Genomic DNA, 25,911 nt, shown 5'->3' on the forward strand with positions numbered 1-25,911 from the left:
GTCGACCGGGCCCGGGACAGCGGGGGTTGAGCGGGATCAGACGAGGTCGAACCGGTCCAGGTTCATGACCCGGTCCCACGCGGCGACGAAGTCGGTCACGAACTTCTCCTTCGCGTCGTCGCTCGCGTAGACCTCGGCCAGCGCGCGCAGCTCGGAGTTCGAGCCGAAGACCAGGTCCGCACGCGTGCCGGTCCACTTGACCTCGCCCGTGGCGGAGTCGCGGCCCTCGAACGTGTTCGCGTCCTCGGAGGTCGCCGACCACGTCGTGCCCATGTCGAGCAGGTTGACGAAGAAGTCGTTCGTCAGCAGGCCCGGCGTCTCGGTGAGGACGCCGTGCGCGGACTGCTGGTGGTTCGCGCCGAGCACCCGGAGGCCACCGACGAGGACCGTCAGCTCGGGCGCGCTCAGGGTCAGCAGGTTCGCGCGGTCGACGAGCAGGTACTCGGCCGGGAGGCGGTTGCCCTTGCCGAGGTAGTTGCGGAAGCCGTCCGCCTGCGGCTCCAGGGCGGCGAAGGACTCCACGTCCGTCTGCTCCTGGGAGGCGTCCACCCGGCCCGGCGTGAACGGCACCTCGACGTCGAAGCCGGCGTCCTTGGCCGCCTTCTCGACGGCCGCGACGCCACCGAGCACGACCAGGTCGGCGATCGAGACCTTCTTGGCGCCCGCGGCGTCGAAGGAGGCCTTGACGCCTTCGAGCGTCCGCAGCACCTGCGCCAGCTCGTCCGGGTTGTTGACCTCCCAGTTGCGCTGCGGCTCCAGGCGGATGCGGCCGCCGTTGGCGCCGCCGCGCTTGTCGCTGCCGCGGAAGGAGGAGGCGGCGGCCCAGGCGGCCGAGACCAGCTGCGCGACCGTCAGGTCCGAACCGAGGATCTGCTCCTTGAGGGAGGCGATGTCCGCCGCGTCGATGAGCTCACCCTCGCGGGCCGGCAGCGGGTCCTGCCACAGGAGGACCTCGGAGGGAACCTCCGGGCCGAGGTAGCGGACGACCGGACCCATGTCACGGTGCGTCAGCTTGTACCAGGCGCGGGCGAAGGCGTCCGCGAACTCCTCGGGGTTCTCGTAGAAGCGCCGCGAGATCTGCTCGTACGCCGGGTCGAAGCGCAGCGAGAGGTCGGTGGTGAGCATCGTCGGCAGGTGCTTCTTCGACGCGTCGTGGGCGTCGGGGATGATCGCCTCGGCGTTCTTCGCCACCCACTGGTGCGCACCGGCCGGGCTCTGCGTGAGCTCGTACTCGTACTCGAAGAGGTGCTTGAAGAAGTCGTGACCCCACTGCGCGGGCGTGGTGGTCCACGTGACCTCGAGACCACTGGTGATCGCGTCGGCGCCCTTGCCGGTGCCGTACGAGTTGGCCCAGCCGAAGCCCTGCGCCTCCAGGGGAGCGGCCTCGGGGTCGGCGCCCACGTTGTCCGCGGGACCGGCGCCGTGCGTCTTGCCGAAGGTGTGGCCGCCGGCGATGAGGGCGACGGTCTCCTCGTCGTTCATCGCCATCCGGCGGAAGGTCTCCCGGATGTCACGCGCGGCGGCGACCGGGTCCGGGTTGCCGTTGGGGCCCTCGGGGTTGACGTAGATGAGGCCCATCTGGACCGCGCCGAGCGGGCTCTCCAGCTCGCGGTCACCGGTGTAGCGCTCGTCGCCGAGCCAGGTGGTCTCGGGGCCCCAGTACACGTCCTCGTCGGCCTCCCAGACGTCGGCGCGGCCGCCGGCGAAGCCGAAGGTCTTGAAGCCCATCGTCTCCAGGGCGACGTTGCCGGTGAGGATCATGAGGTCGGCCCAGGAGATGTTCTGGCCGTACTTCTTCTTCACCGGCCACAGCAGACGGCGGGCCTTGTCCAGGTTGCCGTTGTCCGGCCAGCTGTTGAGCGGCGCGAAGCGCTGCTGGCCGGCGCCGGCGCCGCCGCGGCCGTCGCTGATGCGGTACGTGCCGGCGCTGTGCCAGGCCATGCGGATCATGAGCGGGCCGTAGTGGCCGAAGTCGGCGGGCCACCAGTCCTGCGAGGTGGTGAGCACCTCGGCGATGTCGCGCTTGACGGCCGCCAGGTCGAGGGCGTTGAACGCCTCGGCGTAGTCGAAGTCCTCACCCAGCGGGTTTCCCACGACCGGGTTGGAGGCGAGGATCTTGAGGTTGAGCCGCTCCGGCCACCACTGGCGGTTGCCGCCGCCCTGGGTCGGGTGCGCGGCACGGCCGTGCGCGACCGGGCAGCCGCCCGACTCCTGGGGTGCGGGGTCGGTGACGATTGCGTCGTGGTTCTCGGACATGGAAATCCTTCCGGACGGGGCGGATCGCGTGCTCAGCCGGGGCGGGCTCCGGTGGGTTTCGCCCGAACGGAGCCGTGGTGTGCCTTGGCTAGTGCCGGAAGTGATCCTACGATGGACAGAGTCCAAGTCAAGAACCACGCCAACCATCCGAAGAGGTGAGCCGAAAATGAGCGACCTGCTGGAGCGCCTGCGCGCGCGTGGCTGGCGGATGACGTCCCAGCGGCGTGTCGTCGCGGAGGTCCTCGCCGGCGAGCACGTGCACCTCACGGCCGACGAGGTGCACGCCCGCGCCGTGGCGCGGCTGCCGGAGATCGCCCGGGCGACGGTCTACAACACCCTGGGCGAGCTGGTCGCCCTGGGCGAGGTGGTGGAGCTGTCCACCGACGGCCGGGCCAAGCGCTACGACCCGAACGCGCACCAGCCGCACCAGCACCTGGTCTGCTCGAACTGCGGCATCATCCGCGACGTCCGGCCGACGGGGGACCCGCTGGCCGTGCTCCCTCACGGGGAGCGCTTCGGCTTCACCGTCTCGAAGGCCGACGTGACCTACCGGGGGCTCTGCCCCGCCTGCGCCTGAGGGCCCGGCACGGCGAAGAGCCCCTCCACCGAGTCGGTGGAGGGGCTCTTCCGCGTGGCGCCGTGAATCCGGCGGCGGTGCCGCTTCAGGCGGTGTTACTTCAGGGCGGCGAGCGCCTCGGCGTAGTCGGGCTCCTCGCCGATCTCGCCGACGAGCTGGGCGTGCAGGACCGCGTCGTTCTCGTCGAGGACGACGACGGCGCGGGCGGTCAGGCCGGCCAGCGGGCCGTCCGCGATCTCCACGCCGTAGTTGGTGTGGAACTCGCGGCCGCGGAGGGTGGAGAGGTTCTTGACGTTCTCCAGGCCCTCGGCGCCGCAGAAGCGGGCCTGGGCGAAGGGCAGGTCGGCGGAGATGCAGAGCACCACCGTGTTCTCCAGGTCGCCGGCCTTCTCGTTGAACGCGCGGACGGAGGACGCGCAGGTCGGGGTGTCGATGCTCGGGAAGATGTTGAGCACCTTGCGCTGACCGGCGTAGTCCTTCAGGGACTTGTCCGCGAGGCCCTCGGCGACGAGCGTGAAGTCAGGCGCCTGGCTTCCCGGGGTCGGCAGGGTGCCGTTGACCTGGACGGGGTTGCCCTTCAGCGTGACCTGGGCCATGGGGTTCTCCTTCGGACGAGGTAAATGACAACGAGGGGAATCGTACGGCGTGCGGCCCGGCCCCTCGTGCGAGGCCGTGCGGGCGTGGGGGAGAGGGATCCTCAAAGGCTGTTCAGGAACGTGAACGGGCGGTGGGCCTCGACGGTCGCGCAGGTAGCCGGAATCGTTCATCCCGCACCCAACTCAGTGCCTTGACGCCTCTGGTTCAGACCTTTAGGTTCCACCCTCGACAGCGATCGCTCGTTCATGTATGTGAAGGAAGGGCACTCTCATGTCCCCATGGCGCGATGCTTCCGATTCCCGGCGGAGAAGGAGGGGCGCACTGCTCGCGGTCCCCCTGCTCGCCGCGGCCCTGCTGGCCACCCTCGTCGCCGGCCCGGCCGGCGGGCGGGCCGAGGCCGCCCCCACGACGTTCGTCCACCCCGGTGTGCTGGTCTCCCGCGGCCAGCTCGACTTCACCCGCGAGCAGGTCAACGCCGGGGCGCAGCCCTGGAAGGGCGCCTACGACCAGATGATGGCGAGCAGGTACGCCTCGCTCTCCCGGGTCCCCAAGCCCCGCTCGGTCGTGGAGTGCGGCTCCTACTCCAACCCGAACAACGGCTGCACCGACGAGCGCGAGGACGCCATCGCCGCGTACACGCTCTCCCTCGCCTGGTACGTGACCCGGGACAGCCGGTACGCCCAGAAGGCGATCGAGATCATGGACGCCTGGTCCGCTGTGATCACCGACCACACCAACTCCAACGCGCCCCTCCAGACGGGCTGGGCCGGCTCCTCCTGGCCGCGCGCCGCCGAGATCATCCGCTACACCTACACCGGCTGGCCCCAGGCCAGGATCGACCGGTTCAAGACCATGCTGCGCACGGTCTACCTCCCCGAGGTCGCGGGCGGCTCCCACTCCAACGGCAACTGGGAGCTCAGCATGACCGAGGCCGCGATCGGCATCGCCGTCTTCCTGGAGGACCGCGCCGCCTACGACAAGGCCGTGACCAAGTTCCGCGGCCGCGTCCCCGCGTACATCTACCTCGCGAGCGACGGCGCCCTGCCGAAGGCCGCGCCCGGCAGCGGCCTCGACACCCGGGACGAGATCGTCCGCTACTGGCAGGGGCAGACCACCTTCGTCGACGGCCTCAGCCAGGAGACCTGCCGCGACCTCACCCACACCGGGTACGGACTCTCCGCCATCTCGCACATCGCGGAGACCAGCCGCATCCAGGGGCAGGACCTCTATCCCGAGGTCGCCGACCGGCTGCGGCACGCCCTCGGCCTGCACGCCAAGTACGAACTCGGCACGGCGGTCCCGGGCTGGCTCTGCGGCGGCGCCCTCAAGGATCACCTGGGTCCGGTCACCGAGGTGGGCTTCAACGCGCTCGGCAACCGTATGGGTTACGCGATGACCAACACGCAGAACCTCACCCAGGCCAGGCGTCCGGCGGGCACAGACAACCTCTTCGTCGCCTGGGAGACCCTCACCCACGCCGGCAACTCCCGCTGACCGGACGGGGACGGGGGAGCTCCCGCCTCTTGACGCCCCCTTACTTCACTTCTTAAATCATGGAGGCGACGAAGTGCGCGCGTTCATGTCATGCCCATGGCATGCCGTGGGCGCGCGCGTCCCCCCACACCCGACGGAAGAGAGAGTCATGCCCTCCTCCCGCTCCACCCGGCGCCCGCTGTTCACCGCCGTGACAGCCCTGGCCCTGGCCCTGGCCACGGCCGCGCTCGGCCCCACCGGCACCCCGGGAGCCGCCGGCGCCCTCGGCCCGTCCGGCGCCGCCGGTCCGGCCGGCACCGCCGCCCTCCAGCCCGCCGCCGAGGCCGCCGCCGTCACGTTCTCCGACGACTTCGACGGCGCCGCCGGCCTCCCCGCGGACGGCTCCCGCTGGCAGATCGAGACCGGCGACAACGTCAACAACCACGAACGGCAGTACTACACGGCCGGAAACCGGAACGCCGCGCTCGACGGCCAGGGGCACCTCGTCATCACCGCCCGCAAGGAGAACCCCGGCAACTACCAGTGCTGGTACGGCCGCTGCGAATACACCTCGGCCCGGCTCAACACCGCCGGGAAGTACACCGCGCGGTACGGCCACGTCGAGGCCCGGATGAAGATCCCGCGCGGCCAGGGCATGTGGCCCGCGTTCTGGATGCTCGGCAACGACCTCGGCCAGGTCGGCTGGCCCGCCTCCGGCGAGATCGACATCATGGAGAACGTCGGCTTCGAACCGTCCACCGTGCACGGCACCCTCCACGGACCCGGCTACTCCGGCTCCGGCGGCATCGGCGCCGGATACACCCTCCCCGGCGGCCAGGCCTTCGCCGACGCCTTCCACACCTTCGCCGTCGACTGGTCGCCCGGCAGGATCACCTGGTCGGTCGACGGAAACGTCTACCAGACCCGCACACCCGCCGACCTCGGCGGCCGCGCCTGGGTCTTCGACAAGCCGTTCTTCCTCATCCTCAACCTCGCGGTCGGCGGCTACTGGCCCGGCGACCCGGACGGCTCGACCGCCTTCCCGCAGCAGCTCGTCGTCGACCACGTCCGCGTCACCACCGCCGACGGGCCCGTCACCGGCGGACCGATCACGGGCATCGGCGGCAAGTGCGTCGACGTCGCCGCGGCGAACAACGCCAACGGCACCCCGGTCCAGCTCTACGACTGCAACGGCACCGGCGCCCAGCAGTGGACCGTCGGCGCCGACGGAACGATCCGGGCGCTCGGCAAGTGCCTCGACGTCACCTCCGCGGGCACGGCCGACGGCACGCCCGTCCAGCTCTGGGACTGCAACGGCACGGGCGCCCAGAAATGGACCGCCAACACCGCCCGGGACATCGTCAACGCCGGCTCGGGCAAGTGCCTGGACGCCACCGGCAACAGCTCCGCCAACGGCACCCGGCTGCAGATCTGGACCTGCGGCGGAGGAGCCAACCAGAAGTGGACGGTGACACGCTGAACCAGTGACGCGGCGGGCACGGTGACTCCCTGAGTCCCGGCCCCGCGGGGGCTTCCCGCCGGCGCCGCACGGCCCGGTGGCGTGCCGGCCCGTCGGCTCCGCCGCCCACCGTGGTGCCGCGTCGGGCCGCGGCGAGCCGCTGACCTGGTGTTCGTCGGCTTCCGTGCCTCCGCCTACGCTGGTGCCGTGCCACCTACGCCCCGCCTCCACCGCGTCGCCGTCCTCGTACTCGAAGGGGCGAAGCCGCTCGACGTCGGCATCCCCGCGCAGGTCTTCACGACCCGCGCGAGCATGCCGTACGAGGTGCGGGTCTGCGGCGCGGAGCCCGGTCTCGTCGCCGGGGGCGACGGTCTCTCGTACGCCGTCGCCCACGGCCTCGACACCCTCGGCTGGGCCGACATCGTCTTCGTCCCCGGCTACCGCTTCCCCGACCGCGAGGACCCGCCCCGGGCGGTCGTCGACGCGCTGATCGCCGCCCACGACCGCGGCGCCCGCCTCGCTGCCATCTCCACCGGCGCCTTCGCGCTCGCCGCGACCGGGCTCCTCGACGGCAAGCGGGCCACCACCCACTGGCACTACACCCAGGCCCTAGCGACGAAACGGCCGCTCGTCCACGTCGACGAGAACGTCCTCTTCGTCGACGAGGGGAGCGTGCTCACCTCCGCAGGCGCCGCCTCCGGGATCGACCTGTGCCTGCACATCCTCCGCGGTGACCTCGGGATCGCGGCCGCCAACCACGCGGCGCGGCGGCTGGTCGCCGCCCCCTACCGCAGCGGCGGCCAGGCGCAGTACGTGCCCCGCAGCCTCCCCGAGCCGCTGGGGGAACGGTTCGCCGCCACCCGCGAGTGGGCCCTGCACCGGCTCGACGAACCGCTCACCCTCGACGTGCTCGCCCACCACGCGGCGGTCTCCGCACGGACCTTCTCCCGGCGCTTCGTCGAGGACACCGGCTACACGCCCATGCAGTGGGTGATGCGGGCCCGCCTCGACCTCGCCCGTGAACTCCTGGAGCGCTCGGAGCGGAGCGTCGAACAGATCGCCGCCGACGTCGGACTCGGCACCGGGGCGAATCTCCGGCTCCACTTCCAGCGCATCCTCGGCACCACGCCCAGCGAGTACCGGCGGACCTTCACCCAGGGCGAGTAGGGCCCGGCGACGGCGACGGCGACGGCCCAGCGTCCGACGAGCGCCCGGCGTCCCGGACTTGCGTAGCTGAGCCGAACGGCCTCACAGGCAGTCGCATCCCGTGGAGAAGAGCAGCAGGAAGAGGGCCGTCATGGCGGTCACGGTGAAACCGACAGTGGTCAGGGCGGCGAGGCCCCCACGGTGCCCCCTCGCGCGGGTGCGGAACGTCTGCCAGGCGCCGTGGGCGAGGAGCAGGCTGAGCAGCCCAGCCCCCGCGAGGGTGAAGCGCGGGCTGAAGGACCAGCTCAGGTAGGCGATCAGAGCCAGGCAGCCGAGCAGGGCACAGGCGAGCAGGCTGAGGATCACCTCGGCGACGGCTTCTCCCAGCGTCGACCAAGAAGTCGCCGACGCCTTTCGCTGCCCTGCGGACCCCCATGACGCTCCTCCCTGTCGCGTCGATGGCCCCGAGTGGGGCCTGGCATGGAGGACCCCCGCCGAGCCGGAATGGTTGCCGCGACCGTCACGCGTCCCGCGCGCGACCCGTGGGCAACCTCCGGGCGACGGTTGGCGCGTCCGCCCCCGCCCGTTCGTGACCTTGGCGCGATCCTTGCGGACCATGGCGATCCCGCCTCTGTCCGAGCCGCCCGCTCCGCGCGAACCTGGAGGTACCGCAGAAGGGACACTGTTCATGACTCGCATCGCCATCAATGGTTTCGGCCGCATCGGACGCAACGTGCTGCGCGCACTGCTGGAGCGCGACACCGAGCTCGAGGTCGTGGCCGTCAACGACCTGACCGAGCCGACCGCCCTCGCGCGGCTGCTCGCCTTCGACTCCACCTCGGGCCGCCTCGGCCGTCCGGTGAGCGTCGACGGGGACACCCTCGTCGTCGACGGCCGCCGGATCAAGGTGCTCGCCGAGCGCGAGCCGGCGCAGCTTCCCTGGGCCGAGCTGGGCGTCGAGATCGTGCTCGAGGCCACCGGCCGCTTCACCTCCGCCAAGGCCGCCCGCGCCCACATCGACGCCGGCGCCAAGCGCGTACTGGTCAGCGCGCCCGCCGACGGTGCCGACGTCACCCTCGCGTACGGGGTGAACACCGACGCGTACGACGCGGAGCTGCACACGATCGTCTCGAACGCCTCCTGCACCACCAACGCCCTCGCGCCGCTGGCGAAGGTCCTCGACGACCTCGCGGGCATCGAGCACGGCTTCATGACGACGGTGCACGCCTACACGCAGGAGCAGAACCTGCAGGACGGCCCGCACCGCGACCCCCGTCGCGCCCGCGCCGCCGGCGTCAACATCGTCCCCACCTCCACGGGTGCCGCCAAGGCCATCGGTCTCGTGCTGCCGAACCTGGACGGCAAGCTCTCGGGCGACTCGATCCGCGTCCCCGTCCCGGTCGGCTCGATCGTCGAGCTCAACACGACCGTCGCCCGCGACGTGACCCGTGAGGACGTCCTGGAGGCCTACCGCACGGCCGCGGCCGGCCCCCTCGCCGGTGTCCTCGAGTACTCGGAGGACGCTCTCGTCTCCTCCGACATCGTCGGCAACCCGGCCTCGTCGATCTTCGACTCGGCGCTCACCCGCGTCGAGGGCCGTCACATCAAGGTCGTCGCCTGGTACGACAACGAGTGGGGCTTCTCGAACCGGGTGATCGACACCCTGCAGCTGCTGGCCGGCTGACCTCCGACGCCACCACCGCCCGACGCCCCTCGCCGAACCACGGATTCGGCGGGGGCGTCGGGCGCTCTGGGCAGCTGCCCAGAGCCCCGGCAGAAGGTCTGGGCTCCTGCGGACAGACACCCGGCCCGGCGCGCCCGATCATGGCCTGGTCACGCTTGCGAGGACGCGCAACGTGCCGGATCCGTAAAGGAGTTCGTATGCCAGGGAGAACGAGCCGGGTGCTCGGAGGTCTGCTGCTCGCCGCCGTGATGGCCGTGTGCACCGCGCCCGGCACCGCAGGCGCGGTGGCCGACGCGGGGACCACGGGCACCATCCCGTCCGTCGGCACCGACTTCGGCCGGACGGGGCCGTACGAGGTGGACGTCGACATCGAGGCGGTGCACACCTTCTACTACCCCCGGACCATGGGGCGCTCGGGCGAGCGACACCCGGTGGTCATCTGGGGCAACGGCACGGGCGCCGTGCCCGGCATCTACAGCTCGCTGCTGCGCCACTGGGCGAGCCAGGGCTTCATCGTCGCCGCCGCCAACACCCCCACGTCGAACTTCGCGATCAGCATGCGCGCGGGGATCGACGTCCTGGAGCAACGGAACGCGGACCCTTCGAGCCGCTTCCACGGCAAGGTCGACCTCGATCACATCGCCTCCGCCGGTCACTCGCAGGGCGGGGCCGCCGCCGTCAACGCGGCCGTCGACCCGAGGGTGGACACCGCCGTCCCGATCCAGCCGGGCCCACTGACGGACCCGGACCTGATGGACGAGCCCGTCTTCTACCTGGCCGGCCAGCGTGACCTCACGGTGTGGCCCGCCCTGGTGAAGGCCCTGCACCGGGACTCGGACCACGTCCCCGCCGTGTACGGCGAGGTCCGCGGCGCCGGTCACCTCAGCTCGATCGGCGACGGCGGCGACTTCCGCGCCCCGACCACGGCGTGGCTGCGCTACTGGCTCCTCGGCGACGAGAACGCCCGTGGGATGTTCTTCGGCCCGGACTGCGGCTACTGCGTCGACAGCGGGCTGTGGTCCGGCTGGGACCGCAACGCCGGGGCGCTGCGGATCCCCGGTCCCACGGCCTGACGGCCGCTCGGCAGGCCGACGCCCGACTCCGGGGCCCCGCGAGGGGAACGTCCCGGAGCCGGGCGTCGGCGCCCGCGGTCAGCGGCGTGCGGCGCGCAGCAGGAACACGGCGCCGAACACCGGCACGACCAGCGAGAACACCAGGATCAGCAGGAGCTCCATGATCCCGATCCGGGACGAGGCACCGAGCAGGGCGCCGAGGAAGGCCAGGACCGGCACGGCCACGGCGGCGGCCGTGCCGACCGTCTTGTCACGGGTCGTCCACTGCGGGGCGCCCCAGAGCAGCACCAGGCCGGCGATCATGCCGATCGTGCCGAGCGGGGAGCTGAACAGGAGCAGCACCCCGGACACGGCGAGCAGCGCCGCCGTCAGTTTGGTGCGGCCGGACGAGGCCGGAGCCGGGGGCGCCGCCGGGCTCCCCTCGGCGACGGCGGACGCGGTGACGGTGATCGCCGGGGTCTCCTCGGCGAGGGCGGAGGCGGCGACGGTACGGGGCTCACCGAGCTCCGCGAGGACCGCGCGGACCTGGTCGTCGTCCCCCGCGCCGCTGACCTCGATGTGCTCGCGGAGGTCCGCCAGGAGTTCGGCGCGGCGCTCGGCGGGCAGTGCGGCCGTCTCCCGGGCGACGGCGTCGAGGTAGGCGGCGACGAGCGGGTGCTGGTCGGTGGCGTTCATGCGGGGTCCCCCTGTGGGTCGGTGAGGAAGTGGTCGACGGCGTCGCGGAACAGCGGCCACGCCCGGGCGAACTCGGCGAGGGAGGCCCGGCCGACGCCGGTGAGCGTGTAGTAGCGGCGCGGCGGCCCGCTGGGGGATTCGCGCAGCTCGGTGTCGACGAGCCCTTCGCGGCGCAGCCGTGACAGCAGGGGGTAGATCGTGCCCTGGCTGGTGGTCATGACGCTGACCGCGGAGAGCTCGGCGACGAGCTCGACGCCGTACTTCGGCTCGTCCCTGAGCAGCGCGAGGACGCAGTACTCCAGTACTCCCTTGCGGAGCTGGCTGGGGACCCTGCCGCCCGGCTCGTTCATTGCGTTACCAGGAACCATGCAATGCAAGATAGCTCGGGAAGGTGAGCACGACAAGCCCGGCCCCCGGGGCTCACGCTCCCCCGGGGGCCGGGCCTGCCGTGTCGTGCCTCCGTCAGCGCGCCGCCCGGTAAGCCTCCGTCAGCTTGCCGATCGCGCCCGCGAGATCGCCCGTGAGCAGCAGGTGGTCCGCGTCGGCGAACGGCTTCGCCGTGGCCTCGGTGACGTTCTGGCCGATCTTCTTCTGGACGATCTGCCGCGCCGCCGCCACGAGCTTGCGGCCCTCCGGGGAGCCTCCCCGGCCGACGGCCTGGAGCGCCTTGCCGGCGATCCGCAGCGCGCTCAGCGCGGGCTCGCCTCCGGACGGGACCGGGGTCAGCGTGGTCAGCCCCCAGCCGTACGGGTACTGGGGGTCGTAGCGGCTGTCCCCGACGTTGAGGGGCAGCTGCGCCTCGGACCTCGGCCAGCTCACCGGCAGCTGACCGGTGAACGGCCGCCTGCCGTAGAGGACGTCGGCCACGCCGTCGCCCTCCGTGCCGGGCAGCCAGGACGCGACGAGGGCGTCGACGGCCGGCAGCCGGTCGCCGATCAGCTGCGGCCGGCCAGAGACGACCAGGACCGCGCAGGGCATCGCCGCGCAGACCTTGTCGACCGCGGCCTTGTCGGCGGCCGTCAGTTCGAGGTCGTTGCCGTTGCCGACGTCACCGAAGCCCTCGGCGTACGGCGTCTCGCCGACCACCACCACACCGGCGTCGTAGCCCTCGGTCGGCGCGGAGGCGTCCTTCGACCAGGCGATGTCGGCCCCCGGCGCGGCCTTCCGCATGCCTTCGAGGATCGTCGTCCCGGTCGTGGTGCGACCGGAGGAGCCCTGCCAGCTGATCGTCCAGCCGCCGGCCTGGTTGCCGAGGTCGTCGGCGTTCGACCCGGCCACGTACACCTTCTGGGACGGCTTCAGCGGCAGCACGCCGCCCTCGTTCTTCAGCAGCACCTGCGACTTCGCCACGGCCTCCCGCGCCACCGCGCGGTGCTCGGCCGAGCCGATCGACGGCAGGTTCGTGGTGTCCGCGTACGGCTTCTCGAACAGGCCGAGGCGGAACTTCTGGGTCAGGATGCGGGACACGGCGTCGTCGACGCGCGCCGTGGAGATCCGGCCCGCCTCCACCTCGGCCCTGAGGGTGCGGGTGAACTCCTGGTAGGCGGTCGGCACCATGATCATGTCGAGTCCGGCGTTGACCGAGGTCCGTACGTCGCTCGGGTAGTCGCCGGGGATCTGGTCGATGGCCTGCCAGTCGCTGATGACGAAGCCCTCGAAGCCCATCCGGTCCTTGAGGACGCCGTTGATCATCTCGGCGTTGGCGTGCATCTTCACCGGACCCCGCTCGTCACCGAGGACGTCCAGCGAGGAGTACGAGGGCATGACCGTGCCGGTGCCGCGCTTCACGGCCTCGGCGAACGGCGCGAGGTGCACCGCCTCCAGCTCTTCGCGGGTGACCCTGGTGACGCCCTGGTCGATCGTGTACGAACCGGTGGTCGAGGAGCCGAAGGCGGTGCCGCCGTCGCCGACGAAGTGCTTGGCGCTGGTGAGGACCTTGTCGGCGCGGTCGAGGTCCTTGCCGTTCCGGGCGCCCTGCATGCCGTTGATCACGGTCTCCATGGCGGTGACGAGCGCCGGATCCTCACCGAAGGCCTCGTACGAGCGGCCCCAGCGCTCGTCGCGGGTCACGCACAGGCAGGGCGCGAAGTCCCAGGGGACCCCGGTGGCCCGGACCTCCTTCGCCGTGACGGCGCCGGTCCGCGCCGCGAGTTCGGGGTCGCGGCCCGCGCCGATGCCGATGTTGTGCGGCATGATCGTCGCGCCGATGACGTTGTTGTGCCCGTGCACCGCGTCCACGCCGTAGAGGAGCGGGATCTGGAAGCGGGTCGCCTGCGCGCGCAGCTGGTACGCGTCGACCATCGCCGCCCAGGCCTGCGGCGTGTTCGGGCTGGGGACCGAGCCGCCGCCGGAGAGCAGGGAACCGAGCGCGTACCCGGCGATGTCCCCTTGCGCGCGCAGCGCGTTGCGCTCGGCCTGGGTCATCTGTCCGGCCTTCTCCTCCAGGGACATCCGGGAGAGCAGGTCGGCGACCCGCCGGCGTACCGGCAGCGTGCTGTCGAGGTACGGCAGTCCGTGCGCGTTCACCACGACGAGCGGGGTCTCGGCGGGCGCCTTGGCGCCGTCGACGGTGAGCCGGAGCGGAATCGTCTCGGCGGCCTCGGCCGCGCCGTCCTTCAGCGTCGGGACAGTGACCGAGCGGGTCGTGCCGGAGGGCGTCCCGGCCGGGAACACCACACTGCCCGAGACCGGCCGGTAGTCCTTGCCGGGCTCGGCGCCGCCGCCGTCCTCCGTGGCGTACGTGACGGTGACGGGCTCGCCGGTGGGTCCTGAGCCGGTCGTGGCCACCGTGATGTCGACCCGGGCCTCGCCGCCCTCGTCGACCGGGTGGACGACCGACCGGGTGACCACCTTGGTGTTCAGCGCGGGCTCCGCCGTGCCGTACAGCTCGACGCCGTCGAGGGCGAAGGAGCCGGGAGCGCCCGTCGGCAGCGTGAGCGCGTACCCCCACATCCGGTCGAGCCCGAGGATCTGGTCGATGCCGCCGACGGGCTGGTAGTCGGAGCGGTACTGGAACGCGGAGAACGGGATCTCCACCTGATGCCAGCCCTCCCAGTCGTCGGTGAACGAGGTCGTCCACAGTTCGGACGCCTCGCCGTTCGCACCGCCGTCCTTGATCTCGAAGGCGATCCGCTTGCCGGAGCCGGGTGGCAGCGGCGCCGTGTTCTGGCCGTACCACCAGAAGCGGATGCCCTTGTACGCCGTCCAGTCCTGGGCCGGCCGGTCGAAGGCGAAGTCATGGGTGAAGCCGCCCCAGCCGCTGATGTCGTAGCGGCCTTCGAGGACCGAGCCGCCCTCGGGGGCGTCGGCACGCGCCCTCAGTTCCAGCTTCGGGTGGGACTCGGTGGCGTTCCCCCAGGTGAACAGTCCCTCGGCGGGCGGCGACGCGAACGGCACCTCCCCCTCGAAGCGGTCGACGGCGCGGGGCGCGGGTTCCTGGGCGGCGGCGGTCGGCAGGCCGCCGGTGAGCAGACCGGTGAGGACGGCGGTGGCGGCGAGGACCGCCGCGCTCACCGTCCTTCGGGGACGTGCGGGTGACATACGGGGCTCCTTGGAGGGCCTTCGGACGGGTTCACGGGTGGTCGGACGGGGCCCGGCCGGGCGCGTCGGGAGCGGCCGCGCGCCGGCCGGGCCGGGGATCAGGCCGCGTTGTGGGTCCACTTCTGGTTGGCCCCGCCGGTGCAGGTCCAGATCTGCGCCCGTGTCCCGTCGGCGGAGGAGTTGCCGGTGATGTCCAGGCACTTGTTCGCGCCGGCGTTGACCACGTCGTGCGTCGTGGCGCTGTACGTCCAGCGCTGCGCGGCGGTGCCGTTGCAGTTGTACAACTGGACCCGGGCGCCGTCGGCCGTCGAACCGCCGGTGACGTCGAGGCACTTCCCGAGCGCCCGCACGCTGCCGTCCGCTGCGAGCGTCCAGCGCTGCGCGGGGGTGCCGTTGCACCCGTACAGCTGGACGGGGGTGCCGTCGGCGGTGGCGCCGCCGGCCACGTCCAGGCACTTCCCGGCCAGGCCGGTCAGCGTCCCCGCGCCGGGCCCGCCGCCGGTCGTCCCCGACCAGGTGAAGGTCGCGGTGGTCCGGGCGGGCAGGGTGTACGTGAAGGACTGGTTGCCCCAGTCGACCCGGACGGACTGCGCCGACGTGCCGCCGTTGTGGGCGATGAGCGCCTTGCCGCCGTCGGCGTTGCGCCAGGCCACGTTCTGCACGGTGCCGTTGGCGGTGGAGGCGATGCGGTACGCGCCGGGCTTCACGAACTTCGTGAGGTGACCCGTCGTGTAGTACTCGATCGTGTAGTCGACCTGCCCGGCCCGAGCGCCGCCCTCCTGCACGGTGATGAGACCGGTGCAGGTGCCGCAGCCGCCGTTGTGCGGGCCCATGTTCTGGTTGAGCCCGAGGCTCCACTTGACCAGGCTGCCGCTCCAGTTGCGGGCGTAGTTCACGATGTCGGAGAGGTCCTCGTTGTGCTGGTTGCCGATCCAGGTGCCGCCCGAGTGCTCGGTGCTGAACTGCTTCACCGAGGGGTACTGGTCGTGGACCTGGGTGCCGACGGCCGGGTCGCCGAAGTAGCCGTGCCAGGCGATGCCGCCGAACAGCGGGTCGTTGCGGACGCCCGCGTCGCCCAGGACACCGGCGCCGAAGTTTGCGTAGTCGCCGTAGTTCCAGTCGTGCACCAGGACCTTGGTGGTGAGGCCCGCCGCGCGGAACGCCGGGTAGACGTGGTTCTTGGTGAACTCGACGAGTCCGGCGGGGTTCCAGCTCATGCCCGGGTAGTTCATGGCGGTCGGGTTGCCGGCCTGGCAGCAGTTCGGCTCGTTCTGCACGGAGAGGTAGTCGACCTTGACCCCCGCGGCCTGGTAGCTCTGCACGTACTTGACCAGGTACTGGGCGTACAGCGGGTAGTACTCCGCCTTCAGCCAGCCCATCTGGTCCATCCGGCCGTTGTCCTTCATCCAGCCCGGCGCGCTCCACGGCACGCCCTTGACCCGCAGGGCCGGGTTGAGCTGCTTGGCCTGCGCGGTCAGCAGCCGGACGTCGGTGTCGTAGCCGTTCGCGCCGAAGTCGTTCAGGTCGCAGCAGGTGTCGTCGAGCGAGACGTTCCCGGGGCGGGAGAGGTCCGAGGCGCCGATGGGGTTGCGGACGAAGGACAGGCCGATGCCCTCGGTCGGCGAGAACAGCTTGCGCATCACGTCGTCCCGGGTGGCGGCGCTGACGGCGCCGCCCCGCAGCAGATGGGCGGTGGTGTCGGTGATCGACGCGCCGCCGCCCTCGAACTGCTGGTACGTGGTGTTCTCGTCGACGGTGATCGTGTGGTTCGCGGTGCCGCCTGCCGGGCCGAAGGCGAGGGGGGCCTGCTGCGCCAGACCGCGGGTGACGGTACGGCCGCCGGAGTCCGAGGTGGTGGTCAGCCAGACGTCGACCCGCTCGCCGGCCGCCTGCGCGGTTCCGGGGCCGGTCAGGACCAGGCTGCTCGCGACCAGGGCGCCGGCGGTGAGCGCGGTCAACGGCCGGATGCGGCGGGCGCGGACGGGAGGGGCGCCGTCCCCCGGGCGCCGTCGTCCCCCTCCTCGCCTGAGGAGCGTGAGCCCACGCACAAGTGTGTTATGCACCTGACAACCCTTTCGCCGTTCCGCGCCCAACGGGCAACAACAGCAAGCCTTTTATCAAGGCCTGAAGTTATGAGGAGCCCTCAGGCCCGTCAACCCTTCAGACGTTGTCCGCTTCTCATGGATTGCGTTCGTTCACCGCAAGGGCATGAGAACGACGCAACTCGCTTGCGAAGTTTGCGATACTCTTGCGTACATGACGCGACGACTTGCTCAAGTGGCCAAGAAGGTGGGAGTCAGCGAGGCGACGGTCAGCCGTGTCCTCAACGGGAAACCCGGTGTCTCCGAGGCGACCCGGCAGTCCGTCCTCACCGCGCTCGACGTGCTCGGATACGAGCGCCCCACGCAGCTGCGCGGCGAGCGCGCCCGCCTCGTCGGCCTGGTGCTCCCGGAGCTGCAGAACCCCATCTTCCCCGCGTTCGCGGAGGTCATCGGCGGCGCCCTCGCGCAGCAGGGCCTGACTCCCGTCCTGTGCACCCAGACCAAGGGCGGCGTCTCCGAGGCGGACTACGTGGACCTCCTGCTCCAGCAGCAGGTCTCCGGAGTCGTCTTCGCCGGCGGACTGTTCGCGCAGGCCGACGCGCCGCACGACCACTACCACCAGCTCGCCGAGCGCAACATCCCGGTGGTCCTGATCAACGCCTCCATCAAGGGGCTCAACTTCCCATGCGTCTCCTGCGACGACGCCGTCGCCGTCGAGCAGGCCTGGCGCCACCTCGCCTCCCTCGGGCACGAGAAGATCGGGCTCGTCCTCGGTCCCAGTGACCACGTCCCCTCGCGCCGCAAGCTCGAAGCGGCCCGGGCCGTGGCCCAGGCGGCCGGCGGGGGCCTGCCGGACGAGTGCGTCGTCCGGTCGATCTTCTCGCTCGAAGGCGGCCAGGCCGCCGCCACCCGCCTCCTGGAGCGCGGCGTCACCGGCATCGTGTGCGCCAGCGACCCGCTCGCCCTCGGCGCCATCCGGGCCGCCCGCCGGCGCGGACTCGACGTCCCCTCCCAGGTGTCGGTCGTCGGCTTCGACGACTCCGCCTTCATGAACTGCACCGAGCCGCCGCTCTCCACCGTGCGCCAGCCCATCGAGGCCATGGGGCGCGCCGCCGTCGAGCTGCTCTGCGCCCAGATCCAGGGCACCCAGACCGACCCCGGTGAGCTGCTCTTCGAGCCCGAACTGGTGGTGCGCGGCTCGACGGCTCCGCCGCCGACCGTCTGATCCTTCCGCTCCCGTTCCCGGCTCCGGCGCCGGGGAGGCCCCACGGCCTCCCTCGGCGCCGGAGCCGTTTCTCGTTGACCTGCGCGGATGAGAGACCTCAACCCCCGTTTCTGTCACGGCTGTTGACAAAGCGGTGACCTGCTAGAAACCTGACACCCCGGCGGCGCAAAAGATTAACGAAAATGCTCAATAAGTCTGTATCTCGCCGTCATTCATTGTCAGAGTTCCGCTGGGTTCCTGGCGAGAGGCCCTGTGACGGCGCCGAGCCGCGGCCCAGCAAACGGAGAGGCCCCTATGAGAGGCAAAATCCTGAGCTGGCGGCTGACCATCGGCGCGCTCGTCGCCGGACTGATCGCCATCGGACTCCTGCCGGTCACCGCTCACGCGGCGGCCGCACCCAACCTCGCCCTCGGCAGAACGGTGACCGCCGGTGGCGCCCACGGGGCGTACCCGGCGGGCAACGTCACCGACGGCAGCCAGCAGTCCTACTGGGAAGGCCCGGCCGGATCGTTCCCGCAGTGGGTGCAGATCGACCTCGGCGCCGGAACCCGGGTCGACGACGCCGTCCTCAAGCTCCCCACCGGCTGGGAGGCCCGCTCCCAGACCGTCGCCGTACTCGGCAGCACCGACGGCGGCACCTTCACCACCCTCGCCGCGGCCCAGCCACGGTCCTTCGATCCCGCCGCGGCGAACACCGTCACCATCGGCCTCGCCTCCGCCACCGTTCGGTACCTCCGCGTCCAGGTGACGGCCAACACCGGCTGGAACGCGGCCCAGCTCTCCGAGGTCGAGGTCCACGGCCAGAGCGGAGGCCCGGTCGACCCGCCGCCCACCGGCACCAATCTGGCCCGCAACAAGCCGATCGAGGCGACCTCCACCACCCAGACGTACGTCGCCGCGAACGCCGTCGACGACAACACCGGCACCTACTGGGAATCCGCCGGCTTCCCCGCCAGCCTCACCGTGAAGCTCGGCGCCGACGCCGACGTCACCGCCGTGGTCGTCAAGCTCAACCCCGACCAGATCTGGGGCCCGCGCACCCAGGCGATCCAGGTCCTCGGCCGTGCGCAGGCCGCCTCGGGCTTCACCTCGCTCAAGGCCCGCGCCGACTACGCGTTCAGCCCGTCCGCCGGGCAGAACGCCGTCACCATCCCGGTCAGCGGCAGATACGCCGACCTCCGGCTCACCTTCTTCTCCAACACCGGCGCCCCCGGCGCCCAGGTCGCCGAGTTCCAGGTCGTCGGCACGGCGGCGCCCGGCCCCGACCTCACCGTCACCGACCTCAGCTGGACCCCGTCCGCCCCCTCCGAGACGGAGACCGTCACGGTCCAGGCCACCGTGCGCAACGCCGGCACCGCCGCGGCGGCCGCCACCACCGTCGAGGTCAGCGTCGAGGGCGCCGTCGCCGGGTCCGCCCCGGTCGGCCCGCTCGCCGCCGGAGCCTCCGCGACCGTCCCGGTCACCGTCGGCAAGCGGCCCATGGGCTCGTACACCGTCTCCGCCGTGGCCGACCCGACCGATACCGTCGCCGAACTGGACAACGGCAACAACAGCCGGACGGCCGCCACGAAGCTGGTCGTCGGCCAGAGCCCCGGCCCCGACCTCCGCGTCACGGCCATCACCACCCAGCCCGCCAGCCCCGCCGTCGGCACCCCCGTCACCTTCACCGTCACGGTCCAGAACCGCGGCACCACCGCGGCCGCCGCCGGCAGCGTCACCCGGCTCACCGCCGCGACGACCACCCTGAGCGGCACCACCGGCGCCGTCCCTGCCGGCCAGTCGGTCACCGTGCCGATCTCCGGCAGCTGGACCGCCACGGCGGGCGGCGCCACGCTGACCGCGACGGCCGACGCCACCGGCACCGTCACCGAGACCGACGAGAGCAACAACGTCCTCTCGCGCTCGCTCGTCGTGGGCCGGGGCGCGGCCGTCCCCTACACCGAGTACGAGGCGGAGGACGCCCGCTACCAGGGCACCCTGCTCACCGCCGACCAGAAGCGGACCTTCGGGCACACCAACTTCGCCACCGAGTCCTCCGGCCGGAAGTCGGTCCGGCTGGGCTCCACCGGCGAGTTCGTCGAGTTCACCTCCACCAACCCGGCCAACTCCATCGTCGTCCGCAACTCCGTGCCCGACGCGGCCGCCGGCGGCGGCGCCGAGGCCACGATCAGCCTCTACGCGAACGACGTCTTCGTCCGCAAACTCACCCTGTCGTCCAAGCACAGCTGGCTCTACGGCAGCACCGACGACCCCGAAGGACTCACCAACCGTCCCGGCGGCGACGCCCGGCGCCTGTTCGACGAGTCCCACGCCCTGCTCTCCCAGTCGTACCCCGTGGGCACCAAGTTCCGCCTGCAGCGCGACGCCGACGACCGGGCCTCCTTCTATATCGTCGACCTGATCGACCTGGAGCAGGTGGCGCCCCCGGCCGCCAAGCCCGCGAACTGCGTCTCGATCACCGAGTACGGCGCCGTACCCAACGACGGCATCGACGACACCGACGCCCTCCAGCGCGCGGTGACCGCCGACCAGAACGGTCAGATCCCCTGCGTCTGGATCCCCGCCGGCCAGTGGCGCCAGGAGCAGAAGATCCTCACCGACGACCCGCTCAACCGAGGTCAGTTCAACCAGGTCGGCATCCGGGACGTCACCATCCGCGGCGCCGGCATGTGGCACTCCCAGCTCTACACCCTCACCCCGCCGCACGAGGCCGGCGGCATCAACCACCCGCACGAGGGCAACTTCGGCTTCGACATCGACCACAACACCCAGATCTCCGACATCGCCATCTTCGGCTCGGGCACGATCCGCGGCGGTGACGGCAACGCCGAGGGCGGCGTCGGCCTCAACGGACGCTTCGGCAAGGACACGAAGATCAGCAACGTCTGGATCGAGCACGCCAACGTCGCCGTCTGGGCCGGCCGCGACTACTCCAACATCCCCGACCTGTGGGGCCCCGGCGACGGCCTCGAGTTCACCGGCATGCGGATCCGCAACACCTACGCCGACGGCATCAACTTCGCCAACGGCACCCGCAACTCGACCGTCTTCAACTCGTCCTTCCGCAACACCGGCGACGACGCCCTGGCCGTCTGGGCCAGCAAGTACGTCAAGGACACCTCGGTGGACGTCGGCCACGACAACCACTTCCGCAACAACACCGTCCAGCTGCCCTGGCGCGCCAACGGCATCGCGGTCTACGGCGGCTACGGCAACACCATCGAGAACAACATCATCTCGGACACCATGAACTACCCCGGGATCATGCTGGCGACCGACCACGACCCGCTGCCCTTCTCCGGACAGACCCTCATCTCCAACAACGCCCTGCACCGCACGGGCGGCGCGTTCTGGAACGAGGACCAGGAGTTCGGCGCCATCACCCTGTTCGCCCAGGGCCAGCCCATCCCCGGCGTCACCATCCGGGACACCGAGATCCTCGACTCGACCTACGACGGCATCCAGTTCAAGACGGGTGGCGGCGAGATGCCGGACGTCAAGATCACCAACGTCCGCATCGACAGGTCGGTCAACGGCTCCGGAATCCTCGCGATGAGCGGCGCCCGCGGCAGCGCGACGCTGACCGGCGTCACCATCACCAACTCGGCCGAGGGCGACGTCCTCGTCGAGCCCGGTTCGCAGTTCGTCGTCAACAGGGCCGGATGAGCACGGTGCCACGAACCGAGAGCGAGGACAGATGACCATCCGCAACTGGAGATCACGGACCCTGAGCGCCGTGATCGCGACCAGCCTCCTGGCACTGGGAGGACCCCTCGTGTCCGCCCGGGCGGCCGGCGGCCCCAACATCGCCCTGGGCGACACCGCCGCGGCGGCCAGCGCCCACGCCGAGTACGGCGCCGCGAACATCACCGACGGCAACCAGGGAACGTACTGGCAGAGCGCCGGCAGCACCCTGCCGCAGTGGGTCCAGGTCGACCTGGGCGCCACCACCCGCGTCGACGAGGTGGTGCTGAAACTGCCCGCAGGCTGGGAGAGCCGCAACCAGACCCTCTCCGTCCAGGGCAGCGCCGACGGCACGAGCTTCGCCACCCTGAAGAGCTCCGCCACCTACGCCTTCACCCCGGGCGCGGCCAACACCGTCACGGTCGCCTTCCCGGCCACCCGGGCCCGGTTCGTCCGGATCGACATCACCGCCAACTCCGGCTGGCAGGCCGCCCAGCTCTCCGAGCTGGAGGTGCACGCGGCCGACGGCTCCTCCACGAACCTGGCGAGCGGCCGCACCCTGACCGCGAGCAGCCACACCGAGGTGTACACCGCGGGCAACGCCAACGACGGCAACCGGGCCACCTACTGGGAGAGCGCCAACAACGCCCTCCCACAGTGGATCCAGGCCGACCTCGGCTCCTCCGTCCGCGTCGACCGGGTCGTGCTGCGCCTCCCGGACGGCTGGGGCGCCCGCAGCCAGACCCTGAAGATCCAGGGCAGCACGAACGGCACCGCGTTCACCGACCTGACCGCCTCCCAGGCGTACGCCTTCGACGCCGCCGGAGGACGGGCCGCGACCATCACCTTCGACGCCACCACCACCCGGTACGTCCGCGTCCTGGTCACCGCCAACACCGTGCAGCCCGCCGCCCAGGTCTCCGAGCTGGAGATCTACGGGCCGACGTCCGGGGACACCCAGGCTCCGACCGCCCCCGCGAACCTCGCCTACACCCAGCCGGCCACCGACAGGATCAGGCTCACCTGGAACGCCGCCACCGACGACACCGGCGTCACCGGCTACGACATCTACGCCAACGGCACCCTGCTGACCAGTGGCGCCGGCGACGTCACCACCTTCACCGACACCCGGCCCGCCGGCCAGACGGTCAGCTACCGGGTCCGCGCCAAGGACGCGGCGGGAAACCAGTCCGCCGACAGCAACACCGTCACCCGCACCGGGGACACCGGCGACACCCAGGCCCCCACCGCACCCGCCGACCTCGCCCTCACCGAGCCCACCGCCGGACAGATCAGGCTCACCTGGCGCGCCTCCTCCGACAACATTGGCGTCACCGGCTACGACGTCTACGCCGACAACGTCCTGAGGGGCAGCGTCGCCGGAAACACCACCACCTACACCGACACCCAGCCCGCCTCCGCGACCGTCACCTACCGCGTCCGCGCCAAGGACGCGGCGGGCAACCAGTCGCCCGACAGCAACGCCGTCACCCGCACCGGCAGCGGCGGTACGGGCTCCAACCTCGCGATCGGCAAGGAGATCAACGCCTCCTCCGTCGTGCACACCTTCGTCGCGGCCCACGCCAACGACAACGACGTGAGCACCTACTGGGAAGGCGCGGGCGGCAGCTACCCGAACACCCTCACCGTCAAGCTCGGCTCCAACGCCGACATCAACCGCCTCGTCCTCAAGCTCGACCCGGCCACCGCCTGGTCGACCCGGAGCCAGACCGTCGAGGTCCTCGGCCGCGAACAGAGCGCCTCGGGCTTCACCGGCCTCGCCGCCGCGAAGAGCTACACCTTCGACCCGGCGAGCGGCAACACCGTCACGATCCCCGTCACCGCCCGGGTCGCCGACGTCCAGCTGAGGTTCACCGCCAACACCGGCGCACCGGCGGGCCAGCTCGCGGAGTTCCAGGTGATCGGGGTCCCGGCCCCCAACCCGGACCTCGAAGTCACCGGCCTGACCAGATCGCCCGCCTCGCCGGTCGAGTCGGACCCGGTCACGGTCAGCGCCACCGTCCGCAACAGCGGCCAGGCCGCCGCACCGGCCAGCGCGGTCGCGATCCGCCTCGGCGGCACCAAGGTCGCCACCGCCCAGGTCGGCGCCCTGGCGGCCGGCGCCCAGACCACGGTCAGCGCCTCCCTCGGGGCCCGCGACGCGGGGACGTACCGGCTGAGCGCCGTCGCGGACGAGGCGAACGCCGTCATCGAGCAGAACGAGTCCAACAACACCTACACCAGCGCCACCGACCTGGTGGTCAGGCCGGTGTCCAGCTCCGACCTGGTCGCCACCGCGGTCACGACCTCACCGTCCAGCCCCGCAGCCGGTGACCCGGTCACCTTCAAGGTCGCCCTGAAGAACCAGGGCACCGCGGCGAGCGCGGCGGGCGGCCACGGTGTCACCCTCACCCTGACGGACTCGACGGGCGCCACCGTCAAGACCCTGACGGGCGCCCACACCGGAGCCCTCGCGGCCGGCGCGGGCGCGGAGGTGGACCTCGGGCCGTGGACCGCCGTCAACGGCTCCTACACGGTGCGGACGGTCATCGCCGACGACGCCAACGAACTGCCGGTCAAACGCGCCAACAACACCTCCACCCAGCCCCTCTTCGTCGGGCGCGGCGCCGACATGCCGTACGACATGTACGAGGCGGAGGACGGCACCGTGGGCGGCGGAGCCACCGTCGCCGGTCCCAACCGCACCATCGGTGACATCGCGGGCGAGGCCTCCGGCCGCAAGGCCGTCAGCCTGGACGCGACGGGGGAGTACGTCGAGTTCACCACCCGGCGCCCGACCAACACCCTGGTGACCCGCTTCTCGATCCCGGACTCCCCGGGCGGCGGCGGCATCGACTCCACCCTCAACCTCTACGTCGACGGGGTGTTCAAGAAGTCGCTCCCGCTCACCTCGAAGTACGCCTGGCTGTACGGGGACGAGGCCGGTCCCGGCAACTCCCCGGGCGCGGGCGCCCCGCGCCACATCTACGACGAGGCGCACCTGCTGCTCGGCGAGACCGTGCGGGCGGGCAGCAGGATCCGGCTCCAGAAGGACGCCGCGAACACCTCCACGTACGCGATCGACTTCGTCAACCTGGAGCAGGTCGCCCCGGTCGCGAACCCGGACCCGGCCACGTACACCGTGCCCGCCGGCTTCGGCCACCAGGACGTGCAGAACGCCCTGGACAAGGTCAGGATGGACACCACCGGCACGCTCGTCGGTGTCTACCTGCCGCCGGGCGACTACCAGACGTCGAGCAAGTTCCAGGTGTACGGGAAGCCGGTCAAGGTGGTCGGCGCCGGACCGTGGTTCACGACGTTCCACGCCCCGTCGGCCCAGGACAACACCGACGTCGGCTTCCGTGCCGAGGCGGCGGCCAAGGGCTCGCTGTTCAAGGGCTTCGCCTACTTCGGCAACTACACCTCGCGCATCGACGGGCCGGGCAAGGTCTTCGACTTCGCGAACGTGACCGACATCGTCATCGACGACATCTGGAACGAGCACATGGTGTGCCTCTACTGGGGCGCCAACACCGACCGGATCACCATCAAGAACTCCCGGATCCGGAACATGTTCGCCGACGGCATCAACATGACCAACGGGTCGACGGACAACCACGTCGTCAACAACGACGCCCGGGCCACCGGCGACGACAGCTTCGCGTTGTTCTCGGCGATCGACGCCGGCGGTGCCGACATGAAGAACAACGTCTACGAGAACCTCACCACCACCCTGACGTGGCGGGCGGCAGGGGTGGCCGTCTACGGCGGCTACAACAACACCTTCCGCAACATCCACATCGCCGACACGCTCGTCTACGCGGGCATCACCATCTCCTCCCTGGACTTCGGCTACCCGATGAACGGCTTCGGGACCGAACCCACGACCTTCGAGAACATCTCCGTCGTCCGGGCGGGCGGCCACTTCTGGGGCTCCCAGACCTTCCCCGGCATCTGGGTGTTCTCGGCCTCCAAGGTCTTCCAGGGCATCCGGGTGAACCACGTGGACATCGTCGACCCCACCTACAGCGGGGTGATGTTCCAGACGAACTACGTGGGCGGCCAGCCGCAGTTCCCCATCAAGGACACCGTGTTCACGGACGTCTCCATCACCGGGGCGCGCAAGAGCGGTGACGCCTTCGACGCCAAGTCGGGCTTCGGCCTCTGGGCCAACGAGCTGCCCGAGTCCGGCCAGGGCCCGGCCGTGGGCGAGGTGACCTTCAACGGCCTGCGGCTGAGCGGCAACGCCGTGGACATCCGTAACACCACCTCCACCTTCAAGATCAACGTCAACCCGTAACCCCGCACTCTCCCCGGCGAGACCGATGCAGGTGGCTTGCAGTCACTTGCATCGGTCTTGCGTGCGTTCTGGTGGGTCGCTGACACTTCTCCGTCCGGTGACACCCCTGGCGGGCCCTGAACTGTCGGTTTGTCAGGCGACGGTTCAGCGCTCTCCGGCCGTCGACTGTCAGGCAATTAC

Annotated in this window: 16 protein-coding genes; 9 read left to right on the plus strand and 7 right to left on the minus strand. The window is 71.2% G+C overall.

Features of this window, described 5'->3' with window-relative positions:
* Positions 1-36 precede the first annotated feature (36 nt).
* Positions 37-2,256 carry a catalase/peroxidase HPI gene (gene katG, locus DEJ43_RS36675; protein ID WP_015038518.1) on the minus strand — a complete coding sequence of 740 codons (2,220 nt, stop codon included), beginning with the start codon at positions 2,254-2,256 and terminating at the stop codon, positions 37-39.
* Between the two features lie 166 nt (positions 2,257-2,422).
* Between katG and DEJ43_RS36680 the strand changes: the two genes are divergently transcribed.
* The gene (locus DEJ43_RS36680; RefSeq protein ID WP_015038519.1) at positions 2,423-2,833 is read left to right on the plus strand and encodes a Fur family transcriptional regulator; all 411 of its coding nucleotides are present in this window, start codon (positions 2,423-2,425) and stop codon (positions 2,831-2,833) included.
* Positions 2,834-2,928: 95 nt separating this feature from the next.
* On the opposite strand, the gene tpx is transcribed toward DEJ43_RS36680, so the two are convergent.
* Positions 2,929-3,429 (minus strand): thiol peroxidase, encoded by a 501-nt coding sequence (tpx, locus tag DEJ43_RS36685; protein ID WP_015038520.1) that lies wholly within the window; start codon positions 3,427-3,429, stop codon positions 2,929-2,931.
* Positions 3,430-3,700: 271 nt separating this feature from the next.
* Between tpx and DEJ43_RS36690 the strand changes: the two genes are divergently transcribed.
* The 3 genes from DEJ43_RS36690 (at position 3,701) to DEJ43_RS36700 (ending at position 7,529) form a co-directional block, all read left to right on the plus strand.
* On the plus strand, positions 3,701-4,924 hold the full coding sequence (locus tag DEJ43_RS36690) for an alginate lyase family protein (RefSeq protein ID WP_015038521.1): 1,224 nt from the start codon (positions 3,701-3,703) through the stop codon (positions 4,922-4,924).
* A gap of 148 nt (positions 4,925-5,072) precedes the next feature.
* Entirely contained in the window at positions 5,073-6,383 is a 1,311-nt protein-coding gene (locus tag DEJ43_RS36695) for a glycoside hydrolase family 16 protein (protein WP_041663301.1), read from the plus strand.
* 186 nt (positions 6,384-6,569) lie between these two features.
* Positions 6,570-7,529 carry a GlxA family transcriptional regulator gene (locus DEJ43_RS36700; RefSeq protein WP_041664590.1) on the plus strand — a complete coding sequence of 320 codons (960 nt, stop codon included), beginning with the start codon at positions 6,570-6,572 and terminating at the stop codon, positions 7,527-7,529.
* An 81-nt stretch (positions 7,530-7,610) separates the two neighbouring features.
* Here DEJ43_RS36700 and DEJ43_RS36705 read toward each other — a convergent pair whose 3' ends face one another.
* Positions 7,611-7,874, minus strand: coding sequence for a hypothetical protein (locus tag DEJ43_RS36705; protein WP_015038524.1), 264 nt, complete (start codon positions 7,872-7,874; stop codon positions 7,611-7,613).
* 322 nt (positions 7,875-8,196) lie between these two features.
* On the opposite strand from DEJ43_RS36705, the gene gap reads away from it, so the two are divergent.
* A complete protein-coding gene (gene gap, locus DEJ43_RS36710; RefSeq protein WP_015038525.1) occupies positions 8,197-9,192 on the plus strand; it encodes a type I glyceraldehyde-3-phosphate dehydrogenase in 996 nt (331 codons plus the stop codon).
* 197 nt (positions 9,193-9,389) lie between these two features.
* Entirely contained in the window at positions 9,390-10,265 is an 876-nt protein-coding gene (locus DEJ43_RS36715) for a poly(ethylene terephthalate) hydrolase family protein (RefSeq protein ID WP_015038526.1), read from the plus strand.
* A 78-nt stretch (positions 10,266-10,343) separates the two neighbouring features.
* On the opposite strand, the gene DEJ43_RS36720 is transcribed toward DEJ43_RS36715, so the two are convergent.
* From DEJ43_RS36720 to DEJ43_RS36735, 4 genes are all read right to left on the minus strand, one after another.
* On the minus strand, positions 10,344-10,940 hold the full coding sequence (locus tag DEJ43_RS36720) for an HAAS signaling domain-containing protein (RefSeq protein ID WP_015038527.1): 597 nt from the start codon (positions 10,938-10,940) through the stop codon (positions 10,344-10,346).
* Entirely contained in the window at positions 10,937-11,308 is a 372-nt protein-coding gene (locus DEJ43_RS36725) for a PadR family transcriptional regulator (protein WP_015038528.1), read from the minus strand. The genes DEJ43_RS36720 and DEJ43_RS36725 overlap by 4 nt, the downstream gene beginning before the upstream one ends.
* Before the next feature lie 94 nt (positions 11,309-11,402).
* Positions 11,403-14,480 carry a glycoside hydrolase family 3 protein gene (locus DEJ43_RS36730; protein ID WP_015038529.1) on the minus strand — a complete coding sequence of 1,026 codons (3,078 nt, stop codon included), beginning with the start codon at positions 14,478-14,480 and terminating at the stop codon, positions 11,403-11,405.
* A gap of 98 nt (positions 14,481-14,578) precedes the next feature.
* Complete coding sequence (locus DEJ43_RS36735) at positions 14,579-16,438, minus strand: lectin (RefSeq protein ID WP_202490860.1); 1,860 nt, start codon at positions 16,436-16,438, stop codon at positions 14,579-14,581.
* A gap of 298 nt (positions 16,439-16,736) precedes the next feature.
* Between DEJ43_RS36735 and DEJ43_RS36740 the strand changes: the two genes are divergently transcribed.
* From DEJ43_RS36740 to DEJ43_RS36750, 3 genes are all read left to right on the plus strand, one after another.
* Positions 16,737-17,747, plus strand: a complete 1,011-nt coding sequence (locus DEJ43_RS36740) for a LacI family DNA-binding transcriptional regulator (protein WP_071892343.1) — start codon at positions 16,737-16,739, stop codon at positions 17,745-17,747.
* 294 nt (positions 17,748-18,041) lie between these two features.
* Positions 18,042-21,413: a CARDB domain-containing protein gene (locus tag DEJ43_RS36745; protein WP_015038532.1), complete on the plus strand. Its 3,372-nt coding sequence runs from the start codon at positions 18,042-18,044 to the stop codon at positions 21,411-21,413.
* Between the two features lie 31 nt (positions 21,414-21,444).
* Positions 21,445-25,731, plus strand: a complete 4,287-nt coding sequence (locus DEJ43_RS36750) for a discoidin domain-containing protein (protein ID WP_015038533.1) — start codon at positions 21,445-21,447, stop codon at positions 25,729-25,731.
* Positions 25,732-25,911 lie beyond the last annotated feature (180 nt).

The sequence above is a fragment of the Streptomyces venezuelae ATCC 10712 genome, assembly GCF_008639165.1.
Lineage (GTDB): Bacteria > Actinomycetota > Actinomycetes > Streptomycetales > Streptomycetaceae > Streptomyces > Streptomyces venezuelae.